General features: G+C 71.2%; 8 protein-coding genes. 3 read left to right on the forward strand and 5 right to left on the reverse strand.

The genetic code is table 11. From position 1 onward, the window contains the following. The first annotated feature begins 5 nt into the window (after positions 1 to 5). Genes P3102_RS22675 through P3102_RS22685 form a run of 3 tightly spaced genes read left to right on the forward strand, consistent with a single transcriptional unit; the run spans position 6 to position 8,046 of the window. Positions 6 to 6,311, forward strand: coding sequence for a non-ribosomal peptide synthetase (locus tag P3102_RS22675; RefSeq protein WP_276361557.1), 6,306 nt, complete (start codon positions 6 to 8; stop codon positions 6,309 to 6,311). Further along, on the forward strand, positions 6,308 to 7,804 hold the full coding sequence (locus P3102_RS22680) for an amino acid adenylation domain-containing protein (RefSeq protein WP_276361559.1): 1,497 nt from the start codon (positions 6,308 to 6,310) through the stop codon (positions 7,802 to 7,804). Before P3102_RS22675 ends, P3102_RS22680 begins: the two co-directional genes overlap by 4 nt. Next, positions 7,801 to 8,046, forward strand: coding sequence for a phosphopantetheine-binding protein (locus tag P3102_RS22685; RefSeq protein WP_276361560.1), 246 nt, complete (start codon positions 7,801 to 7,803; stop codon positions 8,044 to 8,046). Before P3102_RS22680 ends, P3102_RS22685 begins: the two co-directional genes overlap by 4 nt. Before the next feature lie 867 nt (positions 8,047 to 8,913). On the opposite strand, the gene P3102_RS22690 is transcribed toward P3102_RS22685, so the two are convergent. Genes P3102_RS22690 through P3102_RS22710 form a run of 5 tightly spaced genes read right to left on the reverse strand, consistent with a single transcriptional unit; the run spans position 8,914 to position 20,879 of the window. After that, positions 8,914 to 9,867: a TauD/TfdA family dioxygenase gene (locus P3102_RS22690; RefSeq protein WP_276361562.1), complete on the reverse strand. Its 954-nt coding sequence runs from the start codon at positions 9,865 to 9,867 to the stop codon at positions 8,914 to 8,916. Next, entirely contained in the window at positions 9,864 to 11,141 is a 1,278-nt protein-coding gene (locus P3102_RS22695) for an ATP-grasp domain-containing protein (RefSeq protein ID WP_276361563.1), read from the reverse strand. Before P3102_RS22695 ends, P3102_RS22690 begins: the two co-directional genes overlap by 4 nt. Further along, positions 11,138 to 12,409: an ATP-grasp domain-containing protein gene (locus P3102_RS22700; RefSeq protein ID WP_276361565.1), complete on the reverse strand. Its 1,272-nt coding sequence runs from the start codon at positions 12,407 to 12,409 to the stop codon at positions 11,138 to 11,140. Before P3102_RS22700 ends, P3102_RS22695 begins: the two co-directional genes overlap by 4 nt. After that, positions 12,406 to 17,844: a non-ribosomal peptide synthetase/MFS transporter gene (locus tag P3102_RS22705; RefSeq protein WP_276361566.1), complete on the reverse strand. Its 5,439-nt coding sequence runs from the start codon at positions 17,842 to 17,844 to the stop codon at positions 12,406 to 12,408. Before P3102_RS22705 ends, P3102_RS22700 begins: the two co-directional genes overlap by 4 nt. Then, positions 17,841 to 20,879 (reverse strand): amino acid adenylation domain-containing protein, encoded by a 3,039-nt coding sequence (locus P3102_RS22710; protein ID WP_276361568.1) that lies wholly within the window; start codon positions 20,877 to 20,879, stop codon positions 17,841 to 17,843. Before P3102_RS22710 ends, P3102_RS22705 begins: the two co-directional genes overlap by 4 nt. Positions 20,880 to 20,913 lie beyond the last annotated feature (34 nt).

The following is a 20,913-nucleotide window of genomic DNA, read 5'->3' on the forward strand; positions in this document are numbered from 1 at the left end:
TGGCCATGGTGGAAAGCGGGGACGTCCACCCGTTGTCGTCGGCGCAGGAACAGCTGTGGTTCATCGATCAGCTGCGTTCCGGCGCGGCCATCGAGCATCTGCTGTCGGCGACCCTGCGGTTGCGCGGCGACCTCGACGTCGAGGCCCTGACCGCGGCGTTGACGAAGATCGCGGCACGGCACGCGGTATTACGGTCCCGGTTCGACACGGTGACCGGTACCGCGGTGCGGATCGTCAAGGATCCCGCGCCGGTCGAACCGGCCAATGTGGACCTCACGGGGCTGCCGCCCGGTGACCGGGAAGCGAGTCTGCGGGAGATCCGGCTGCGCGATCTGCGCACCCCGATCGACCTGCGCACGGAACCGCCGTGGCGGGTCACGCTGGTCCGGCTCGCCGAAGACGAGGCGGCCCTGGTGATCGCCGTGCACCACATCGCCTTCGACGGCTTGTCCTGGAGCGTGCTGGCGAGGGAGCTCGACGCGTTCTACGGAGCGGCGGAGCTGCCGGAGCCGGGCCTTCAGTATCACGAAGCCCTGCGCCGCCACGAGCGGAAGGCCACCGACGGCGGGCTCGCGTACTGGGTGGACCGGCTGGCCGGACTCGGCCCGCTCGAACTGCCCACCGACCGGCCCCGGCCCGCCCGGTGGGCGGCCGACGGCGACTGTGCCGACTTCGTCGTGCCCTCCGCCCTGGCCGCGAAGCTGCGGGAGCTCGGCCGCACCCATCGCGCGACCCCGTTCATGGTGTACCTGGCCGCCTACCAGCTCCTGCTCTCCCGCTACGCGGGCCAGGACGACATCGCCGTCGGCGTCTCGGTCTCCACCAGGCGTCCGGACGAGTTGTCCCTGATCGGGATGTTCCTCACCACACTGGTGCTGCGTGGTGATCTGTCCGGCACACCGTCCTTCGCGGAAATCCTGGGGCAGGTGAGGAAGTCCGCCCTCGAGGCGTACGCGCACCAGGACGTGCCGTTCGATCAGGTGATCACCCGGCTGGAGCCGGACCGCGACCCGTCCCGGAACCCGGTGTTCCAGGCCGGGATGGCCTGGTATGACGCCCGTCGCCGGCCCTACCGGCTGCCCGGTCTCGACGTCTCGTTGTGCCCGCCGCTGTGGGCGGCCTCGGCCTTCGACCTGTCGCTGCACCTGGCCCAGTTCGCCGACGGCTCGGTACAGGGTCAGCTCATCTTTCCGACGAGCCTGTTCGACCGTGCCAGGATCGACCGGATGGCCGCCAACTACCTGCGGCTGCTCGAAGAGATCACCGCCGCGCCGGAGGGCCCGGCACCGCTGCTCGAACTGGTCGCGGAAGCCGAACAGGACCGGTTGCGGTCCTTCGGCACGGGCACGACCGAGCCGGCCGGGCGGTCCTTGCCGGAGCTGTTCTTCGACCAGGCGGCACGATCCCCCGCATCCGTGGCTGTGCTGTCCGATGTGGACGAAGTGAGCTACGGCGAACTCGCCGCGCGCGTCGACGCCTTGGCCGGTCACCTGCGACAGCACGGCGTCGGCACGGAGACCCCCGTCGGCGTCGCGCTGGACCGCGGCACCGATCTGGTCGTCGCGTTGCTGGCGATCCTCACCGCGGGCGGCACCTATGTCCCGCTGCCACCGGACCATCCGGCCGGACGTCTTCACCAGATCGTCGCCGACACCGGTGCCACGCTGGTGCTGTCGCACTCCACTGTGGACGTCCGACTGCCGGACACCCTCACCCGGATCGATCTTGACGGGCATCGGGACACCATCGCCCGTCACACCCTCGCCGAACGCCCGGTGATCCACGGCGCGCAGATCGCCTACGTCGTACACACCTCGGGTTCGACCGGCACCCCCAAGGGTGTCGCCGTCACCCACGGCGGCATCCGCAATCGGGTCCTGTGGTCGGTCCGCACCCAGCTCACCGCCGCGGACCGTGTCCTGCAGAAGACCACGATCGGGTTCGACGCCTCGCTGTGGGAACTGCTGGCGCCGTTCGCCGCCGGTGCCACGCTGGTCATGGCGCCGCCTGGCGCCCACCGGGATCCCGCCGCGATGGCGGGGGCGATCGTCCGGCACGGCGCCACGATCCTGCAACTCGTCCCCTCGGTCCTGCGCCTGCTGCTCGACGAGCCCGGCTTCGCCGAATGCGCGTCGTTGCGCCTGGTCTGCTCGGCAGGTGAGGCACTGCCGGCTTCGCTGTGCCGTCGCCTGACCGCGCTGCTCGACGTGGAGGTGGAAAACACCTACGGCCCGACGGAATGCGCCATCGACGTCACCGCGTGGCGGTACCGGCGTGAAGGCGAGGACGGCACCGTGCCCATCGGCACGCCCTTGTCGGGAACCCGGGTGTTCGTCGTGGACGCCTCGGATCGGCTCGTGCCGATCGGGGTGCCGGGTGAGCTGTGCGTCAGCGGCGCCGGCCTCGCCCGCGGCTACGTCGATCGCCCGTCTCAGACGGCCCGCCAGTTCACCCCGCATCCCTACCCCTCGGTTCCCGGCGAACGCTGGTACCGCACCGGCGATCTGGTTCGCTGGCGACAGGACGGAGTGCTGGAGTTCGTCGGCCGCGTCGACGACCAGGTCAAGATCGGCGGCGTGCGGATCGAGCCAGCCGAGATCGAGGCCGCGCTGTGCGCGCATCCGGGTGTCGCGGCGGCCGCCGTCGTCCCCCACTGGACTCCAGCCGGGGACACCACTCTCGTCGCCTACGCGGTTCCCGCCGACGGGCCCCTGCCCGCCGACCTTCGCGAACACCTGGCCGCGCGGTTGCCCGCACCCATGCTCCCGCGGGCCGTCCACGCCCTCGACGCACTCCCACTCGGTCCGAACGGCAAACTCGACCGCGCCGCGCTGCCCGCGCCGGACAGCGCCCCCGAGTCCACTTCGGACGATCGCACGGCTCCGCACACACCGACCGAAGAGCTGGTCGCCACCGCGATGGCCGAACTGCTCGGGGTCGATCACGTCGGCGTCCGCGCCGACTTCTTCGCCCTCGGCGGCCACTCGCTGCTCGCGATCCGGCTCGTGCTGAGACTCCGGCGTGAGTTCGGTGATGAGCTGACGGTCGGCGAGCTGTTCGACGACCGGACCGTCGAACGGCTCGCCGCCCGGCTCGACGCGAGCACCACCGGCACCGCCCCCTCGGTGATCCGGCCGGTCCCGCGCGACCGGAACCTGCCGTTGTCGTTCGCCCAGCAGCGGATGTGGTTCCTCGACCAGCTCGACCCGGGCAGCGTCGAGTACCTGATCCCCTTGGCCTTGCGGCTTTCCGGCCCGCTCTCCGTCGAGACGTTCCGGGCCGCGCTGGACCGGCTCGCCGCCCGGCACGAGGTGCTGCGCACCCGTTACGCCGACCAGGACGGCGAACCCGTGCAGATCGTCGACCCGCCGGGACCGGTCGCGTTCCGTCTCGTGGACCTGACCGGCGAGCCCGCCGCGGCGCGCGAGCTGCTGGGCCGGGTTTCGGGCCGTCCGTTCGACCTCGAACGCGAGCACCCGCTGCGCGTCACCGTGATCCGGGTGGCCGAAGACGAGCATCTCGTCGCGCTGACCCTGCACCACATCGCCTTCGACGCCTGGTCGATGGCCATCCTGTTCCGGGACCTGAACGAGCCCCACGGTCAGGCGCCGCCCCTCCAGTACGCCGACTTCGCCGCCTGGCAGCGATCCGAACGGTCCCTCGAGGACATGGCGGACCAGCTCCGGTACTGGCGCGGCAGGCTCGCCGGGCTCACCCCGGTCGAACTGACCACCGACCGGCCGCGCCCGGCGCAGCGTGACCCGCGCGGGGACACCGTTTCGGTCACCGTCCCGGTGCCGGTCGCCCGTGCGGTGACCGAGCTGGCCGCCCGGCAGGGCGCGACACCGTTCATGACGATGCTGGCCGCGTTCCACGTGCTGCTCGGCCGCTACACCGGGCGCACCGACGTCTCGGTCGGCACACCGGTGGCGGGCCGCACCCGGCAAGAGACCGAGGAATTGCTGGGCCTCTTCACCAACACCTTGGTCCTGCGGGCCGACCTGTCCGGCTCGCCGACCTTCACCGAGCTGCTCGACCGGGTGCGGCGTGGCTGCACCGAAGCGTTCGCCCATCAGGACCTGCCGTTCGAGCACCTCGTCGACGCGTTGCAGCCGGACCGGGACCTGTCGCGGAACCCGCTTTTCCAGATCATGTTCGAGCTGGAAAATCTGGAGAACAGGCCGGGCACCCTGTGCGGCACCGCCGTCCGGCCGATCCCGGCGGGCGCCTCGGTGGCCAAGTTCGACCTCACCGTGTCCGTCCAGCAACGCGACGGCGGCGAGCTGCGTTGTGTCTTCGAGTACGCGACCAGCCTGTTCGACCGCGCGACCATCGAGCGGATGGCGGGGCACTACCTGCGTCTGCTGGCCGACATCGGAGCCTCCCCGGATCGCGAGCCGGCCGAGTTGGAGGTCCTCGCCGACGACGAACGCCGGCGCCTGCTGCACGACTGGTCCGACCCGGATGGCGAGCGACTGTCCACGTTGGACCCGACCGGCGAATACCCGTTGTGCGTACCCGAGTTGGTCGAGCGACAGGCGGCACGCCGTCCCGACGCCGTGGCCGTGGTCTGCGGTGGTCAGCGGCTGAGCTATGCCGAGCTGAACGCGCGCGCCAACCGGCTCGCGCGGGTGCTGCGGTCACGCGGGGCCGGACCGGAGACCGTCGTCGGGGTCTGCCTGGAGCGTTCGCTCGACGCGGTGGTGGTCCTGCTGGGCGTGCTCAAATCGGGCGGTGTGTACGCCCCGTTCGACCCGAGGCACCCCGCGGAACGGCTGGGCTTCATGCTCGCCGACGCCGGCGTACGGCTCGTGGTGACCACCCGCGAGTTCTCCGGGCGTTTCGGCGACCACGAGGAACTGGTCGTAGACGGCGTCGAGTGGTCCGACGGTGACGCCACGAACCTGGACGTCCGGCCGGATCCGCGCACGCTGGCCTACCTCATCTACACCTCCGGCTCGACCGGGCGCCCCAAGGGCGTCATGACCGAGCACCGGTCCTACGCCCACCACTGCCGCGTGATCGCGGACGCCTACACCATCGGCTCCGACGACCGGGTGGTCCTGTTGTCCGCGCTCACCTTCGACGTGTCCATGGACCAGATCGGCGCGACCCTGCTCGCCGGCGCGACGATCGTGGTGAGCGACCCGCTGTTCTGGACCCCGGCCGAACTGCCCGCCAGGCTGGCCGAGCACGGGGTGACGATCATCGACACGACGCCCGCCTACTACCGCGAGGCGATGCGTTACGGCCCGGATCTGCTGGCAGGACTGCGCTTGATGAACGTCGGCGCCGACGTGGTCACGGTGGACGACGCGCGGATGTGGGCGGAATCCGGCCTGCCGGGACGGTTCCTGTGCAGCTACGGGCCGACGGAGGCGACCATCTGCTCGGTACTGCACCCGGTGACCGGCGGCCTCGACGGCCTGCCCTCGGGCGCCGCGATGCCACTCGGCCGGCCGGTCGCGGGCACCCGCGCCTACGTCGTGGACGCCGAACTCCGCCTGGTTCCCACCGGGGTACCCGGCGAGCTGTGCCTCGGCGGGGTCCGGCTGGCCCGCGGCTACCACAACGACACCGCCCGCACCGCCGAACGGTTCGTCCCGGATCCGTTCGGCCCGCCGGGAGCGCGGCTCTACCGCACGGGTGACCTGGTGCGGCACCGTCCGGACGGGACGATCGAGTTCCTCGGGCGCATCGACCAGCAGGTCAAGATCCGCGGCCTCCGCCTCGAACTCGGAGAGGTCGAGGCGGCCCTGCTGCGGCACCCGGACGTGGACGCGGCCGTGGTGGTCACCACGGCGGACCCGGCGGGCGAGCCGCTGCTGGCCGCCTACGTGGTCGGCGAGCCCGGCGCGGAGGCGTTGCGCGAACATCTGCGCACCCTCCTGCCGGAGTACATGGTCCCGACACGCTGGGCGAAACTCCCCGCCCTGCCGCTGACGGCGAGCGGGAAGGTCGACCGGAAGGCCTTGCCCGCGGCGGAGCCGACCGCGTCCGGTACCGGCCCGGCCGAGGCGCCCCGAAACCCTGCCGAGCAGCTCATCACCGAGATCTGGTGCGAGGTGCTCGGTGTGGACCGCGTCGGGGTGACGGACGACTTCTTCGCGCTGGGCGGGCATTCGCTGCTGGCCACCCGCGTCCTCGCCCGGCTGCGGAGCGCGTTCGCCGTGGAGCTCCCGCTGCGTCGCCTGTTCGAAGCCACCACGGTCGCCGAGCTGGCCAGGGCGGTGACCCAGGCTCTCGAAGACGAGATCGCCGGGCTCTCCGACGCCGAGGTGGCGCAACTGCTGGCAGGCGAGCCGACATGAGTTTCGTCGACGACCTGTTCGCCCATCCCGCCGGGGCACCCGCGATCCGCACCCCGGACGGTCACCTGAGCTACGGGGAGCTGACCGACCGGATCCAGCGGCTCGCCCGGATCCTGGCAGGCCACGGGCTGGGACCCGAACGGGTGTGCGCCATCGCCGTCGGCCCCGGCGTGGACGCCGTGATCGCGATGGCCGCCGTGGCGCGGGCGGGCGGCGCGTTCCTCGCCCTCGACGCCGATCTCCCGCACGCACGGCTCGAAGCCATGTGCCGCACCGGCGGCGCGTGGATGCTGGTGACGACGACGGTGCTCGCCGGACGGCTCTCACTGCCCACGACCGGCCCGGTCGTGCTGATCGACCGGCTCCCATCACCGGCCGCGGCGACGCGCTCGCCCGAGGTCACGCCGCGCACGCTCGCCTACGTCAGCCACACGTCCGGGTCGACCGGTGCGCCGAACGCCGTGCTGATCGAACACGGCGGCCTGCGGTCCTATCTGCGCGCGATCGGTACGGACAACGGGCTGGGGCCGGGAACGGTCACCTTGCAGGTGGCCCCGGTCGGTTACGACGCGTCGATCCGCGACGTGTTCGCGCCGCTCGTCGCCGGGGGCTGCGTGGTGCTGGTCCCCCGCGCCAGGCTGCTGCGGCCTGCCGAGTTCGCCGATACCGTGCGCGCTTTCGGCATCACCACGCTGCTCAGCGTGACCCCGACCTTCCTCGGCTTCCTGACCGGACACGAGGCCGCCGCGGCGGCGTTGCGGACGGTCGGGCTGATCGTCTCGAGCGGGGAGTCGCTGGTGCCGTTCCTGGCCTCCGGCGGCAGGCGGCTGCTGCCGGGCGGGCTGGTCAACCAGTACGGCCCGACCGAGTGCACGATGACCTCGACCCGGTACCCCGTCCCGCGCGACCCGGTGACGACGGCCGACGTGATCGGCACGCCGATCGACGGCGTGTCGGTGTGGCTGCTCGGTCCGGATCACCGGCCGGTACCCGACGGCGCCACCGGCGAACTCCACATCGGTGGTGTCGGTGTCGCACGCGGCTACGGCGGACGTCCCGCCCTGACCGCCGAACGGTTCGTCCCGGATCCGTTCGGCCCGCCGGGAGCGCGGCTGTACCGCACGGGGGACCTGGCCCGGCGACGCTCCGACGGCACCCTGGTGTACCTGGGCCGGATGGACCGCCAGCTCAAGATCCGCGGCCACCGGGTGGATCCCGCCGAGATCGAAGGCGCACTGCTGACCCATCCGGCCGTGACCGGCGCGGTCTTGACGGCGGACAAGGACGAACGAGGCCGGATCTCCCTCAGCGCACACGTCGTAGGCGAACTGGCCGACGTCCCGGACACCGCGCTGCGCGCCCACCTGGCCGAAACCCTGCCGCCGCACATGATGCCGCGCCGCTTCGTCCGCATCGCCCGCGTACCCACCACCCACAGCGGCAAGATCGACCGAGCCGTACTGACCCGGACCGACGAGAACGGATCACCATGACCACCACCCGCGGCCTGCCCGAGCTGATCGTGTCGCTGTACCGCGATTCCCTTGGCGACGACACCTTGGACGCCGACAGCGACTTCTTCGAGTCCAACGGGGACTCACTGGCCGCTTTCCAGATCACCGCGGGCCTGCAGGACGCCCTCGGGATCGAGGTCTCGGTCGCCCTCGTCTTCGCTTATCCGTCCCCGGCGGACCTGGCGGCCGTCCTCGCTTCGGACCGGCAAGAGCTTTCCTGAGTACGTGGCGGATCGTTCGGCCCGGAGCCGATCGACCTGCCACTCACGGCACTTCCTTTCGCGCCGTCGCGAGGAGGACCGGGTCACGTTGGTCATGAATGGCGATTCGGGCTGAAGCCAATCAGGTCTCAGGTACCTACCGTCGGGCGGCACGCGTGCTCCGACGGACGACACCGGTGATTGGATGGACGACACGCGTGTCCAGCCGGACGACTCGCGGCAGGACCGGTCGCTTCGCGTGTCGCCCATCCAGTCACGCGCGTCGTCCGTCGGAGCACAGGTGTCGTCCACTCAGTCACGCGAAACCGACTCGGCTGGGTGGCGACTGGCGTTTCGGGTTCTATCGAGGGGTACGGAAAACTTGACTTCATGAAGTCGGAAGCAGGCGCGAAATCACTGAAGGGAGCTGATGCGCCTCATAGTCCACAACGGACATAACGCCTCTCTGCGCGCCGCTTCAAGGGCTTTGCCTGAGGTCGCAAGTGGTAACGATCGCCCTAACGACACTTATCCCTCACGACCCCCGTGCCCCGTAGTTCTCTCTCGCGGGGGTACATGAAGGCCCCCTTCCTTGCGCCTAGCGCAAGGAAGGGGGCCTTCATGTACCCCAAGGTCGCCCCCGGGCGCACCGGCGCAGCCGACGAAACCTCCGCGCGAGGCTACGCATGGACGGTAATGGGTCAGACCCCGGCGATAGGGCCTTCAAAGCTTTGGCGGCCTGACACGTTTGGCTTACCCCTCAATAACCCGAATCGCCACTCACGCCCCCTTGACGAGTGCGGTCCGTGCGACGCACCCAAGACCGCCCGCCGTTCGGTCCAGGTCACCGATCACCGCTGAGCCGTAGCCTGCAATGGCCGATCCGGGTCAGGTCATCGCGACCAGGGTCCGCCGCTTGCCCGTGAACGGCTCGCGTCCGTGCGCCATCAGCATGTTGTTGATCACCATGATGTCGCCCGGTTGCCACGGGAACGCGTAACCGACCTCGTCGTAGGTCGCCTTGATCGTGGCCAGGTCCGCCTGCGGGATGGGCGAGCCGTCGGCGAAGTACGCGTGGCGGGGCAGGTCCTCCTCGGGATACAGGTCCAGCAGCGCCTCGCTGACCTCCTCCCCCAGGCTCGAGACGTGGAACAGGTTGGCCTGGTTGAACCACACCGTCGCGCCGGTGTGCGGTTCCGTGACGAAGGACGGACGCACGTGCCGCGTGCGCAGCCCCTCGTCGGTCCATTCGTACGTCTGGCCGTTGCCGGTGCAGTAGTCCTCCACCGCCTGGCGGTCGTCGGTCTGGAACGCCTCCTGCCAGGTCAGCCCGAGGCCTTCACGGAACGCCCGCGCGTAGGTGACACCGCCCTCGAACCGCTCGCGCAGGTCGGACGGCAGCAGGCGGTACATCGCGCGGCTGTCGGCGATCGGCGTCGCGCCGCCGGTTTCGGCCGCCGTGTCGCACAGGAAGAACAGGCGGGCGGGCCAGTGCGCCGAGTACGAGTTCTCGTTGTGCATCGGGATCGACTCGGCCGCCGGGTACTCCGTCGAGGTGTAGATGTTGCCCGAAACCACCGACCGCGGTGTCGATCGTTCCGTGTAGGTCAACAGCGAGCCGCCGATCTCCTCGGTGACCTGGTTGAACACCGCCAGATCGGCGGGCATCCCGCGCAACAGGATCGCGCCGTGCTCGCGCAGCCGGTCCTGCAGCGCTTCGCGGTGCGCGCGCACCCAGTCCGGACCCGTGGCGGCGTACACGGTGAGCTTCGTGTGTTCGTTGCCCTCGACGTTATAGGCGCTTTGGGCGCTGCCGAGGTTCGCCGCGAGTTCGGCGGTCATGATTCCTCCAGTTCGAATCGGATCAGCTTGGCGGCCTCGGCGTGCAGGGCGGCGAGGTCTTCGGTGTCGGCGAACCCCGCGGCGAGCACGTTCACCGCGTAGATCTCCTGGTCGTCGGTGAGCAGTTGGCCGGGGCGCACGATGGTGACGACCTCCAGGACCTCGGGCAGATCGGCGACCTCGTCGGTGCCGTCGACGCGGACCAACCGCCCGGTGCCCTCGGCGTAGAAGATCAAGTAACCCACCGGCACCGGCAGGCCCGCACCTCGTGCGGGCGGTGGCGTGCCCAGCGCGAGCGACACGGCCTCGGCGATGACGTCGATGCCGGTCGCGAGCTTCAGCAGCACCGGCTGGGCGCCGCCGGCCGGGCGGCCCGCGTTCACCTCGACGATCGTCGGTCCCAGTTCGGCGTCGTCGATCAGTTCCACATGCGCGCACGTGTTGTCCAGGCCCAGCGCGAGCACGGCGGCCGTCGCCGCCGCGAACAGCCGCCGGGTGTCCTCTTCGGACAGTTCGAGCGGCGGGCAGACCATGCCCAGCTCGAACTTGCGCTCGTCGATCAGCGGCTTTTCCACCACGGCCACCGGCTCCGCGACACCGTCGCGCACCAGGACGTCGACCGCGTACTCCGGGCCGCGCAGCATGCCTTCCACGAGGAACGCCCTCACCGGGTCGATCGGCGACGGCCCACCCCCGACGAGCCGGTGGTACCGGGCGTCCTCCGACAGCGGCAACCGCTCGGCCAGCAGCCGGTACGCCGCCGCCAGTTCGTCCACGGTGGACACCGTGCGCACGAGATTGCTCGCCGCGCCGTTCACCGGTTTGACGATCGCCGGGAACCCGACCGCCGAAGCCACCGACGCCGCCTCGGACTCGGCGGAGATCAGCGCGCAGCGCGGCCCAGGCAACCCGGCCGCAGCCAGCGCCTGCCGGACCGCGAACTTGTTGTGCGTCAAGGTGAACACCGACGCCGGGCAGCGCGCGACACCGAGCAGTTCGGCCGCACGGGCGACGCTCGCGATGATCCCCTCGGCGACGGTCAGCACCCCGGCCGCACGAGTGTTCCGCGCCCGGATCGCCTCGGCCACGGCTTCGGCGTCACGGACGTCGTCGACGAAGACGAAGCCGTCCACCAGTTCCGTCAGTTGTGCCTGTTCGGCCGGTTCCAGGGGCTGGGTGACCAGCTCGACCCGCAGCCCGGTCGCGCGCACGGTGGCCATGACGTCGGCGAACCACTGCCCGGCGGTCTCCCGGACCACGAACGCGGTGCTCACACGTCCTCCAGTTCCAGCCGGACGAGCTTGCTCGCCTCCGCGTGCAGGGCGGCGAGGTCGTCGTGATCGGCGAATCCGGCCACGACGAGGTTGACCGCGTAGGTCTCTTGTTCGTCGGTGAGCACCTGCCCCGGCGAGACGGTGGTGACGACGTCGATCACCTCGGGCAGCTCGGCGATCTCGTCGAGCCCGCCGATGCCGGTCAACCGGCCCGAACCGGCCGCGTAGAGGATCAACATGCCCAGTGGGATCGGCAGTTTCGCGGGTTCCCGCACCGGCGGTGGAGCGCCCACCGCGAGCGCCGCCAGCTCGGCGAACACGTCGATGCCGGTGCGCAGCTTGGCCAGCAGCGGCATGATCGACCCGGCGGGCCTGCCCGCGTTGACCTCGACGATCGTCGGGCCGCGGCCGACGTCGTCGATCAGCTCGACATGGGCGCAGGTGTTGTCGAGCCCCAGCGCGCGGACGGCGGCGACCGCCGCCGCGGTGACCAGCCCGGCCCGGTCACCGGTGAGCCCGGCGGGCGGGCAGGACAGCGCCAGCTCGAACTTCCGCTCGTCGATCAGCGGCTTGTCGAGGATCTCGACCGGCTCGGCCACGCCATCGCGGACCAGCACGTCCACCGCGTACTCCGGGCCGGACAGCAATCCTTCGACGAGGAACGTCGTCGAGGGGTCCAGTGTCCCCAACCGGCGGTGGTAACGCGGATCCGCGGACTCGGGCAGCCGCGCGGCCAGCAGCTCGTACGCGGCCGCCAGCTCGTCCACAGTGGACACGACGCGGACGAGATTGCTGCCCGCCCCGTTGACCGGTTTGACGATCGCCGGGAGCCCGACCGCCGAAGCGACCGGAGCCGCCTCGCCGGCCGACGAGATCAAGGCGTGGGCGGGCCCGGGCAGCCCGGCCGCGGCGAGTGCCTCCCGGACGGCGAACTTGTTCGCGCACAAGGCGAACACCGACGCCGGGCAGCGCGTCACCCCCAGCAGTTCCGCGGCGCGGGCGGTGCTCGCGATGGCGCCGTCCGAGCCGGTGAAGATACCGGCCAAGGCGTCGCCGCCGATCTCCCGGACCTTCGCCGCGACGGCTTCCGGATCGTGGACGTCGTCGAGCGCGACGACGTCGTCCACCACGCCGTCCAGCGCGGCCCGCTCGTCCGCGTCCAGCGGCGGGGCGAGCAGCACCACGCGGTGCCCGGCCGCCCGCATCGCCGGCGCGACCTCGCCGACCCAGTGCCCGCGAGCCTCCCTGATCAGCACTGCCGTGCTCATGCGGCTTCCTTCCCGGCGAGCTTGCGCTCCCGTTCCTGCGCCCCCACCAGATCGTCGGGCAGCGAATCGGGCACCTCGGTGTCGAACCGCCGCAGCCGCCGCATCGAGAACCCGCCCACGTTGATCAGCAGCAGGAGCAGCGCGAAGACGACATAGGCGAGCCCGATGCCCCGGGTCTCACCGGTACCGAGCAGTGCGCCCGCCGACCCGGCCAGTGCTCCGCCCGGCGCCAGCAGCGGCGAGAACCAGCCGACGGCCAGCGGCGCCAGCACGGCGAACCCGATCGGCAGCGTCGACCACGTGATCGTCTGGTTGATCGCGAACACCCGGCCGTGGAACCGCTGCGGCACCTTGACCTGCACCAGCGTCGCGTAAATGCCTTGTGACACCGACATCGCGGCGGCCAGGAGGAACACCCCGGCCGCGACGACGATCAGCGACGGCCGCAGGCCCATCACCAGACTGCCGAGCGCGATCCCGATGTTGCCGGCGAGCACGCCGACCATCCGCCGGTGCCGCGGGCCGCCCCACAGCGCCATCCCGATCCCGCCTGCCACCGCGCCCACGGCCTCGGCCAGCGCCACCTGCGCGACGTCGGTGACCGAGCCGAACGACAGCACGAGCGGCGAGACCAGCACCAGCGCGGGGGCGAGGAAGACGTTCGCCAGCGCGAAGTACAGCAGCATCGTGCGGAAGCCGCGGTGGTTCCACGAGTACCGCAGCCCGCCCGCGATCGCGGTCAACAGCGGTTCGCGCGGGCGCCAGCCCAGCAGATCCGGGAACCGCACCAACAGCAGGCCCACGATCGCGAACGCGTAGCTCGCCATGTCCAGGATCAGGATGCCGGAGAGCTGGATCGTCGCCAGCAAACCGGCCGCGAGCACCGGCATCAGCAGCTGGGCGAACCCGGTGGACAGCTGGGCGAGGCCCATCGCGTGCCCGAGGTACTGCTTCGGCACCAGCTGCGCCACCGACGACTGATAGGCGATGCGCTGGAACGAAGCGGCCACCGACCCGAGCGGGATCAGCACGTAGAACAACCACAGCTGGACGTGCCCGGTGATCAGCAGCAACGCCAGCACCAGCTGGATCCCGCCGGCGACGCTGCTGGCCGCGATCATGATCCGCCGCCGGTCGCCGCGGTCGACCAGTGCGCCCGCCACCGGCAGGACGAGCACGCCGAACAACAGCGCGAGCGCCCACAGCAGGCCGAGGTCGGCGACCGAGCCCGTGCGGGTGTAGAGCCAGATCGGCACCGCGAACGACGTCAGCGCCGAGCCGGTCGAGGACACCAGCTGCCCGACCGTGATCGTGACGAACCGGGCCATGCTCGGCCGCACCACGGGTTCGTGGTCCATACCTGCCCGATAGGTCTCGTGCACCGCCCAGGCCGCGTCTTCACCGCGGGCCCGGACGTCGAGCTCGCCGGGATCGTCCAGCGCCGGGTGCACGCGCGTGACGATCTCCGCGAGTTCGTCGGCCCGATAGCGCAGGAAGAAGTGCCCCGCCCGGTCGAGCACCACGAGCGCGGTGGTGTCGGTGAGGAACTCCCATTCCCGGTACCGCTCGGTGTAGTAGTCGGTGACCGGGTCCTCGGAGCCGACCACCGACACGATCGGCGCGCGCAACTTGGCCACGCGGGCGTCGAGCAGGCCGCTGAAGTACTCCTCGGCGGCACGGCTGTCGGCGCGCATGTTCGTGATGATCCGGTCGGCCTGCGCCGGGTCGAGGTCGTCGGTGTCGACGCCCATGCCCTTGAGCCAGTTCGAGTAGTACCGGTTGCTGCGCAGCTTCTCCAGCCGGGTGCGCAGGGTGCCCACCGGGCCCTTCACGCGGGCGAACGGGAAGATCGCGCCGATGTAGACGACCTCCAGTTCACGTCCGCGCTCTTCGAGCAGGCGGGCGACGGCGACGGCGAGCGCGTTGCCGACACCGCAGTGGCCGTAGATGGCCAGCGGGCCGTCGACGCGATCGAGGATTTCGGTGGCCAGCCGCTCGACCAGGTCGTCGAAGGGCACGGCCTCTTCGGACAGTCCGACGTCGTGGCCGGGGATGGCGACCGAGTAGAGCGAGTAGCCCTCCGGGAGCGCGTCGGCCAGCGGCTGGTAGACGATCGCGCTGCCGCCGCCGTAGGGGAAGCAGACGTAGGTCAGCGTCCGCTGCGTCGTCGGCTTGGTCAGCTCGTAGAGCAGGTGGCGCGGCCGGTCGGCGGTGTCACCGTCCATGAAGGACGCCAGCTCGCGGATCGTGCGGTGCTGGAACAGGTCCATGACCCCGACCTGGCCTGCCCCCGCCTTGCCGATCCGCGCCACCACCTGGGTGGCCAGCATCGAGTGGCCGCCGAGATCGAAGAAGTCGTCGTCGACGCCCAGTTCGCCCACCTTGAGCACTTCCCGCCAGATTTCGGCCAGCAGGGTCTCGACCGGGGTCGACGGCGCGACCAGTTGCTTGGTCGCGTCACGGGACGCGACCGGAGCGGGCAGTGCCTTGCGGTCCAGTTTGCCGTTCGGGGTGAGCGGCAGTTCGTCGAGCGGGACGAACGACGGGGGGACCATGTAGTCCGGGAGGCTCCGCTTGAGCGCCGTCCGCAGCGCGCCGGGTTCGGCGTCGCCGACGACGTACCCGACCAGCCGCTTGTCCCCCGGCGTGTCCTCGCGGACGATCACGGCGGCGTCGCGCACACCCGGCTGGGCGCGCAAGGTCGTCTCGATCTCCCCCAGCTCGATGCGGAGGCCGCGCAGCTTGACCTGGTGGTCGATCCGGCCGAGGAAGGCGATGGTCCCGTCCGGGCGCCAGTGCGCGAGGTCACCGGTGCGGTACATCCGTCCACCGTGGAACGGGTCGGGCACGAACCGCTCGTCCGTCAGCTCCGGGCGGTTGTGGTATCCGAGGGCGAGGCCGACGCCGGCGATGTGCAGTTCGCCGGGCACGCCGACCGGGCACGGCCGGCCGGCACGGTCGAGCACGTAGATCCGGATGTTCTGGATCGGCGCTCCGATCGGCACCGACGCGACCTCGGCGAGCGCGGCGGGCGTGCAGTGCCAGGCGGTGACGTCGATGGCGGCCTCGGTCGGGCCGTAGAGGTTGTGCAGCTCGCAGTCCGGCAGCCGCCGGGTGAACTCGCGGGCGGTGTCGAGCGGCAGTTCCTCGCCGCTGCACACGACCCGCCGCAGCGCCGTGCAGGTCTCGACGTCCTGCTCGGCAAGGAAAAGCGTGAGCATCGACGGCACGAAGTGCGCGGTGGTGATGCCTTCGGACGCGAGCAGCTCACGCAGGTACGCGGCGTCCTTGTGGCCGCCGGGTTCGGCGAGGACGAGCCGCGCCCCGGTGATCAGCGGCCAGAAGAACTCCCAGACCGACACGTCGAAGCCCGCCGGAGTCTTCTGCAGCACCGAATCGGTGCCGTCGAGGCGGTACGCGCGCTGCATCCAGTCGAGCCGGTTGACGATGCCGCGGTGACCGTTGGGCACGCCCTTCGGCTGCCCCGTGGAGCCTGAGGTGTAGATGACGTACGCGGGATCGTCCGGACCGGCGAGCGGCTCGGGCGGCCCTGCTGTCTCGGCGAGGTCGGCAGGGTCGGCAGGGTCGTCCAAGACGACTACGGCCGCATCCCCCGGTGGCAGCGTTTCGCGCAACGCCGCCTGCGTCAGCACGACGGGCGCGGCCGCGTCCCGCAGCATGAACGCCAGCCGGTCGGCCGGGTACTCCGGGTCGAGCGGGACGTACGCGCCACCGGCTTTCAGCACCCCGAGGAGCGCGACGACCAGTTCGAACGACCGCTGCGCGAACACACCGGTGAGCACGCCCGGCCCGACGCCGAGCCCACGCAACCGGTGCGCGAGCCGGTTGGTGCGCTCGTCCAGCTCGCGGTAGGTCAGCGACGCGCCGCGGAAGGTCACCGCGGGCGCGTCCGGCGTCCGGGCGGCCTGCTCCTCGACGAGCGCGTGCAGCGTGGTCTGCGGGAACTCGGCCGTCGTGGCGTTCCAGCGCTCCAGGACGAGTTCGCGCTGCCCGGTGTCGAGGATGTCCACTTCGGACAGCCGCCGGTCCGGCCCGGCGACGATCGAGCGCAGCAGCGTGACCAGGCGCCCGGCCATCCCGGCGACCGTGTCCGCGTTGAACAGCGCGGTGTTGTACACGAGCTTGCCGATCAGCCCCCGTTCGACCTCGATCGCGTGGAACTCGAAGTCGAACCGGGTCGCCGGCAGGTCCATCGGCAGCCAGCGGAAGCCCACATCGGACGCACCGGCCGCGCCCATCCGGCCCATCTCGTAGTTCTGCAGCACGAACATCGCCTGGAACACCGGCGAGCGGCTGACATCGCGGGGCACGCCGAGCGCGTTCACCAGCCGCTCGAACGGGACGTCGGCGTGGTCGAACGCGTCCAGCACGTGCCGCCGGGTGCGTTCGAGCAGCTCCGTGAACGACGGGTCGCCCGCCAGCTGGGCACGCAGGGGCAGCATGTTGACGAACATGCCCGCCACGCCCTCCAGCTCGGGCAGGCCGCGCCCGGCCGACGACGAGCCGATCGCGAAGTCCTCCTGGCCCGAGTACCGCGCCAGCAGCACCTGATAGGCGGCCAGCAGGGTCATGAAGAGCGTGACGCCGTGCCCGCGGCTCAGCTCGCCGAGGGCACGGGCGAGGTCGCGCTCGACGAAGAACTCGTGGATCGCGCCGTCGAAGCTCTGCTTGGCGGGCCGGGGCCGGTCGGTGGGCAGCTCCAAGGGCTCGACCCCGGTGAGCTGCGCCCGCCAGTGCTCCAGTTGCCGGTCGAGTTCGCCGCCGGTGAGCGTGCGGCGCTGCCAGTGCGCGAAGTCGCCGTACCCGATGCTCAGCGCGGGCAGCTCGGCCGTACCGCCGGTGCTCAGGGCGTGGTACTGCGCGGCGAGGTCGCGCAGCAGCAGGTCGACCGACCAGCCGTCGCCCACGATGTGGTGCGTGCACAGGACCAGCAGGTGTTCCTCGTCGGACACCCTGGCCAGGGTCGCCCGCAGCAGCGGGCCCGTGGCGAGGTCGAACGTCTCGGCCGCGGCGGCGTCGACGGCGGCGCGGGCCGCTTCCTCGCTCCCGACGTCCACTATGGACAGAACCACGGTGACCGAGGGTTCGATGTGGACGGTCGGCTCCCCGTCTTCCCCGGCCGGGAACCGCATCCGCAGTGCCTCGTGCCGCGCGGGCAGGGTGTCCAAAGCGGACTGCAGTGTGGCGACGTCGAGTCTGCCGGTGAGCCGGATCGGCACCGGGATGTGGTAGGACCCGGTACCCGGTGCGAACTGCTCCATGAACCAGACGCGTTCCTGCTGATAGGACAGCGGGACGACGGCGTCGGCGGGCCGCGGCGTGATGGTCGCGGCCGTCTCCGTGCGCCGCCGCAGCCGCCGTTCGAGCAGCGCGCGGCGCGCGGCCGCGCGGCCGGTTTCGTCGATCGTGGTCATGAGAGCTCGCCTTCGGCCAGCTGGCGCTGGACTTCTTCGTCGCTGAGCTGGTCGAGGTCCTCGGCGAGCCGCCGCTCGATTTCGGCGGCGAGCCCGGCGACGGTGGTGAGGGTGAACAGCCCTCGCACCGGGATGTCGACTTCGACCTGTTTGCGGATCCGGGACATCGCGCGGATCGCCAGCAGCGAATTGCCGCCACGGGCGAAGAAGTCGTCGTGCGCGCCGAGGTCGTCGACGCCGAGCAGGTCGCCGAGCACCTCGGCGACGAGTTCTTCGGCCGCGGTGCGGGGTGCGACGTACGCCGGTGCCTCGCCGGGTTCGGAATCCGGCAGCGCGGTCCGGTCGAGCTTGCCGCTGGTCGCCATCGGCAGCGCGTCGAGCGTCACGAACCTGGTCGGCACCAGGTAGTCCGGCAACGTCTTCCGCAGGGCCTCGGCCGCCCCCTCGGCGCTGCCGACGACATAGCCGACGAGTGTCTCGCCGCGGACCGCCACGGCCGCGTCCCGTACCTCCGGCAGCTCGCGCAGCGCGGCTTCGACCTCGCCGGGCTCGATGCGGTAGCCGCGCAGCTTCACCTGCTCGTCGACCCGGCCGAGGTAGTCGAGCGTGCCGTCACGGCGCCAGCGGGCGAGGTCTCCGGTCGCGTACATCCGGCCGAAGGGACCCTCGGTGAAACTCTCGGCGGTCCGGTCCGGCGACCCGAGATAGCCGCGGGCGAGCTGCGATCCGGCGACGTACAGCTCGCCCGGGACGCCCGGCGGCACCGGTTGCCGCCGTTCGTCGAGGACGTACACGCGGGTGCCGGGCACCGGGCGGCCGATCGGGACGGCTCCGGACGGCAGCTCGTCCCCTGGTTCGATCCGGTGCACGACGCAGCCGACCGTGGCCTCGGTCGGACCGTACTCGTTGACGACGAGGGTGCCGGGATGCCGCTCACGCCACGGCTGAACGGCTTCGGCGGTCAGAGCTTCCCCGCCGAGCACCAGCTCTCCCGTCGGGAACAGCTCTTCGGCGAGAACGGCGAGGTGCGTCGGAGTCGCCTTGACGAACGTCGGGCGACCACCGTCGACCACGGCGCCCCCGGCGGTGAGGGTGCCGAGCAGCGTCGTCACGGTGAGGTCGAATGACGCCGAGGTGTGCAGCAACGCCCGGCCCGCCAGGCCGGGGTAGGCCTCCCGTGCCCAGGCCAGGTACGTGTCGAGGGCCCGGTGCTCGACCTCGACACCCTTGGGCCGCCCGGTCGAGCCCGACGTGTAGATGACATAGGCGACGTCGCCCGGCCCGGCCGCCGGCTCCGGGTCCTCGGTGGCCGCGGCGGACCACTCGGCCGGGTCGTCCAGCGCCAGCGTTTTGGTGTCCACTGCAGACTGCCCGGTGACCAGCGCGAACGGGACACCGGCGTCGGCGAGGATCAGCGTCAGCCGCGGGGCGGGGTTCGCCGGGTCGAGCGGGACGTAGGCCGCGCCGCTCTTCAGCACCCCGAGCACCCCGCTCAGCAGGTCCGCCGAGTTCGGCACACACACGCCGACGACGGTGCCGGGACCGGCGCCCAGCTCGCGCAGCCGGTGTGCGACGCGGTTGGCTCGCGCGTTCAGCTCGGTGTACGTCAGGCGCACCCCGCCGAAGTCGACGGCCGGCGCGTCCGGGGTCCGCCGCACCTGGGCCTCGAACCGTTCGGGCACGGTTTTCGGGTCCGAAGTGGACAGTTCTGCCGAGTGCCACTCGGTCAGGACCAGTTCACGCTCGGCGTCCGACAGCAGTGGCAGGTCCGCGACCGGCCGAGCCGGCTCGGCCAGCGCCGCGGTCAGCAGCCGCAGGTACCGGTCGGCCACCGCTTCGGCGGTCTCGCGGTCGAACAGATCGGTGCGGTAGACGAGCCTGCCGTCCACGGCGGTCAGGTCGATCGCGATGTCGTCCTTCGCGGTGGCCGAGCGGATCGGCTCCAGCCCCGAGTCGGGCAGGAAGTTGAACCCGAGCTGATACACCGGCTGCACGCCGGGGTCGCGCTCGGCCACGGCCGCCTCGGCGACCGCCTGGAACGGCACCTGGCTGTGGTCGATCGCCTCCAGCAGCGTGGTCCGGACCCGGCCGACCAGCTCGGTGAACGCGGGTGCGCCCGAACAGTCGACGCGCACGGCCATCTGGTTGACGAACATGCCGATCAGGTCGGCCAGCTCGGGCAGGTCGCGGCCGGCGACCGGGACGCCGACGACGATGTCGTCCACTCTGGACAGTCGGGACAGGAGGGCCGCGTAGCCGGCCAGCAGCACCATGAACGGCGACGCCGAGAGCTCCCGGCCCAACTCCCCGACCCGGTCGATCAGCCCGTCCGGGAGAACGAAGTCCACCTGACCACCGGCGAACGTCAGCTCCGACGGGCGCGGCCGGTCGGTGGGCAGGCCGTGCACCGGCGGCACCCCGGCGAGCTGCGTTCGCCAGTAGTCCAGCTGTTCGCCCGTCGTTTCGAGCTGCCCGCGCTGCCAGGCCGAGTAGTCCGGGTACTGGATGGCCAGTTCGGGCAGTTTCGGTTCGCGGCCCTCGAACACGGCTTCGCACGCCTCGCCGAGTTCGGCCCCGAGCACCAGCACCGAGGTGGCGTCGAAAACGGTGTGGTGCACGACGAACGTGAGCACCCACTCGTCGTCGGCCGTACGGCACACCTGGGCCCGCCACGGCGGCGGCGAGTCGAGCGGGATGGCCTCCCGCGAAACGGCGCCGACGAGTTCGGCGAGCCGGTCACCGCGGGCGTCGGCGGACAGCTCCCGCAGGTCGTGCACCTCCGGCTCGATCGGCACCTGGGCGTGCACCACCTGCAGGAGTGCGCCGCCGTCCATGCGGAACGACGTGCGCAGCGCCTCGTGCCGTCCGACGATGACGCCGAGGGCGGTGCGCCACTGCGCGGCGGTCAGCGGGCGGTTCAGCCGGGCCTGGCAGTGCAGGTTGTACACCGGGGACGCCGGATCGAGCTGGCCGGACAGCCAGATCCGCTCCTGCCCGAACGAGGCCGGGAACGTCCATTCCTTCGTGTCGCTCATGATTTCCTGTTCTCGGTCTCTATGGGTGGACCCG

This window comes from Amycolatopsis sp. QT-25 (assembly GCF_029369745.1).
GTDB lineage: Bacteria > Actinomycetota > Actinomycetes > Mycobacteriales > Pseudonocardiaceae > Amycolatopsis.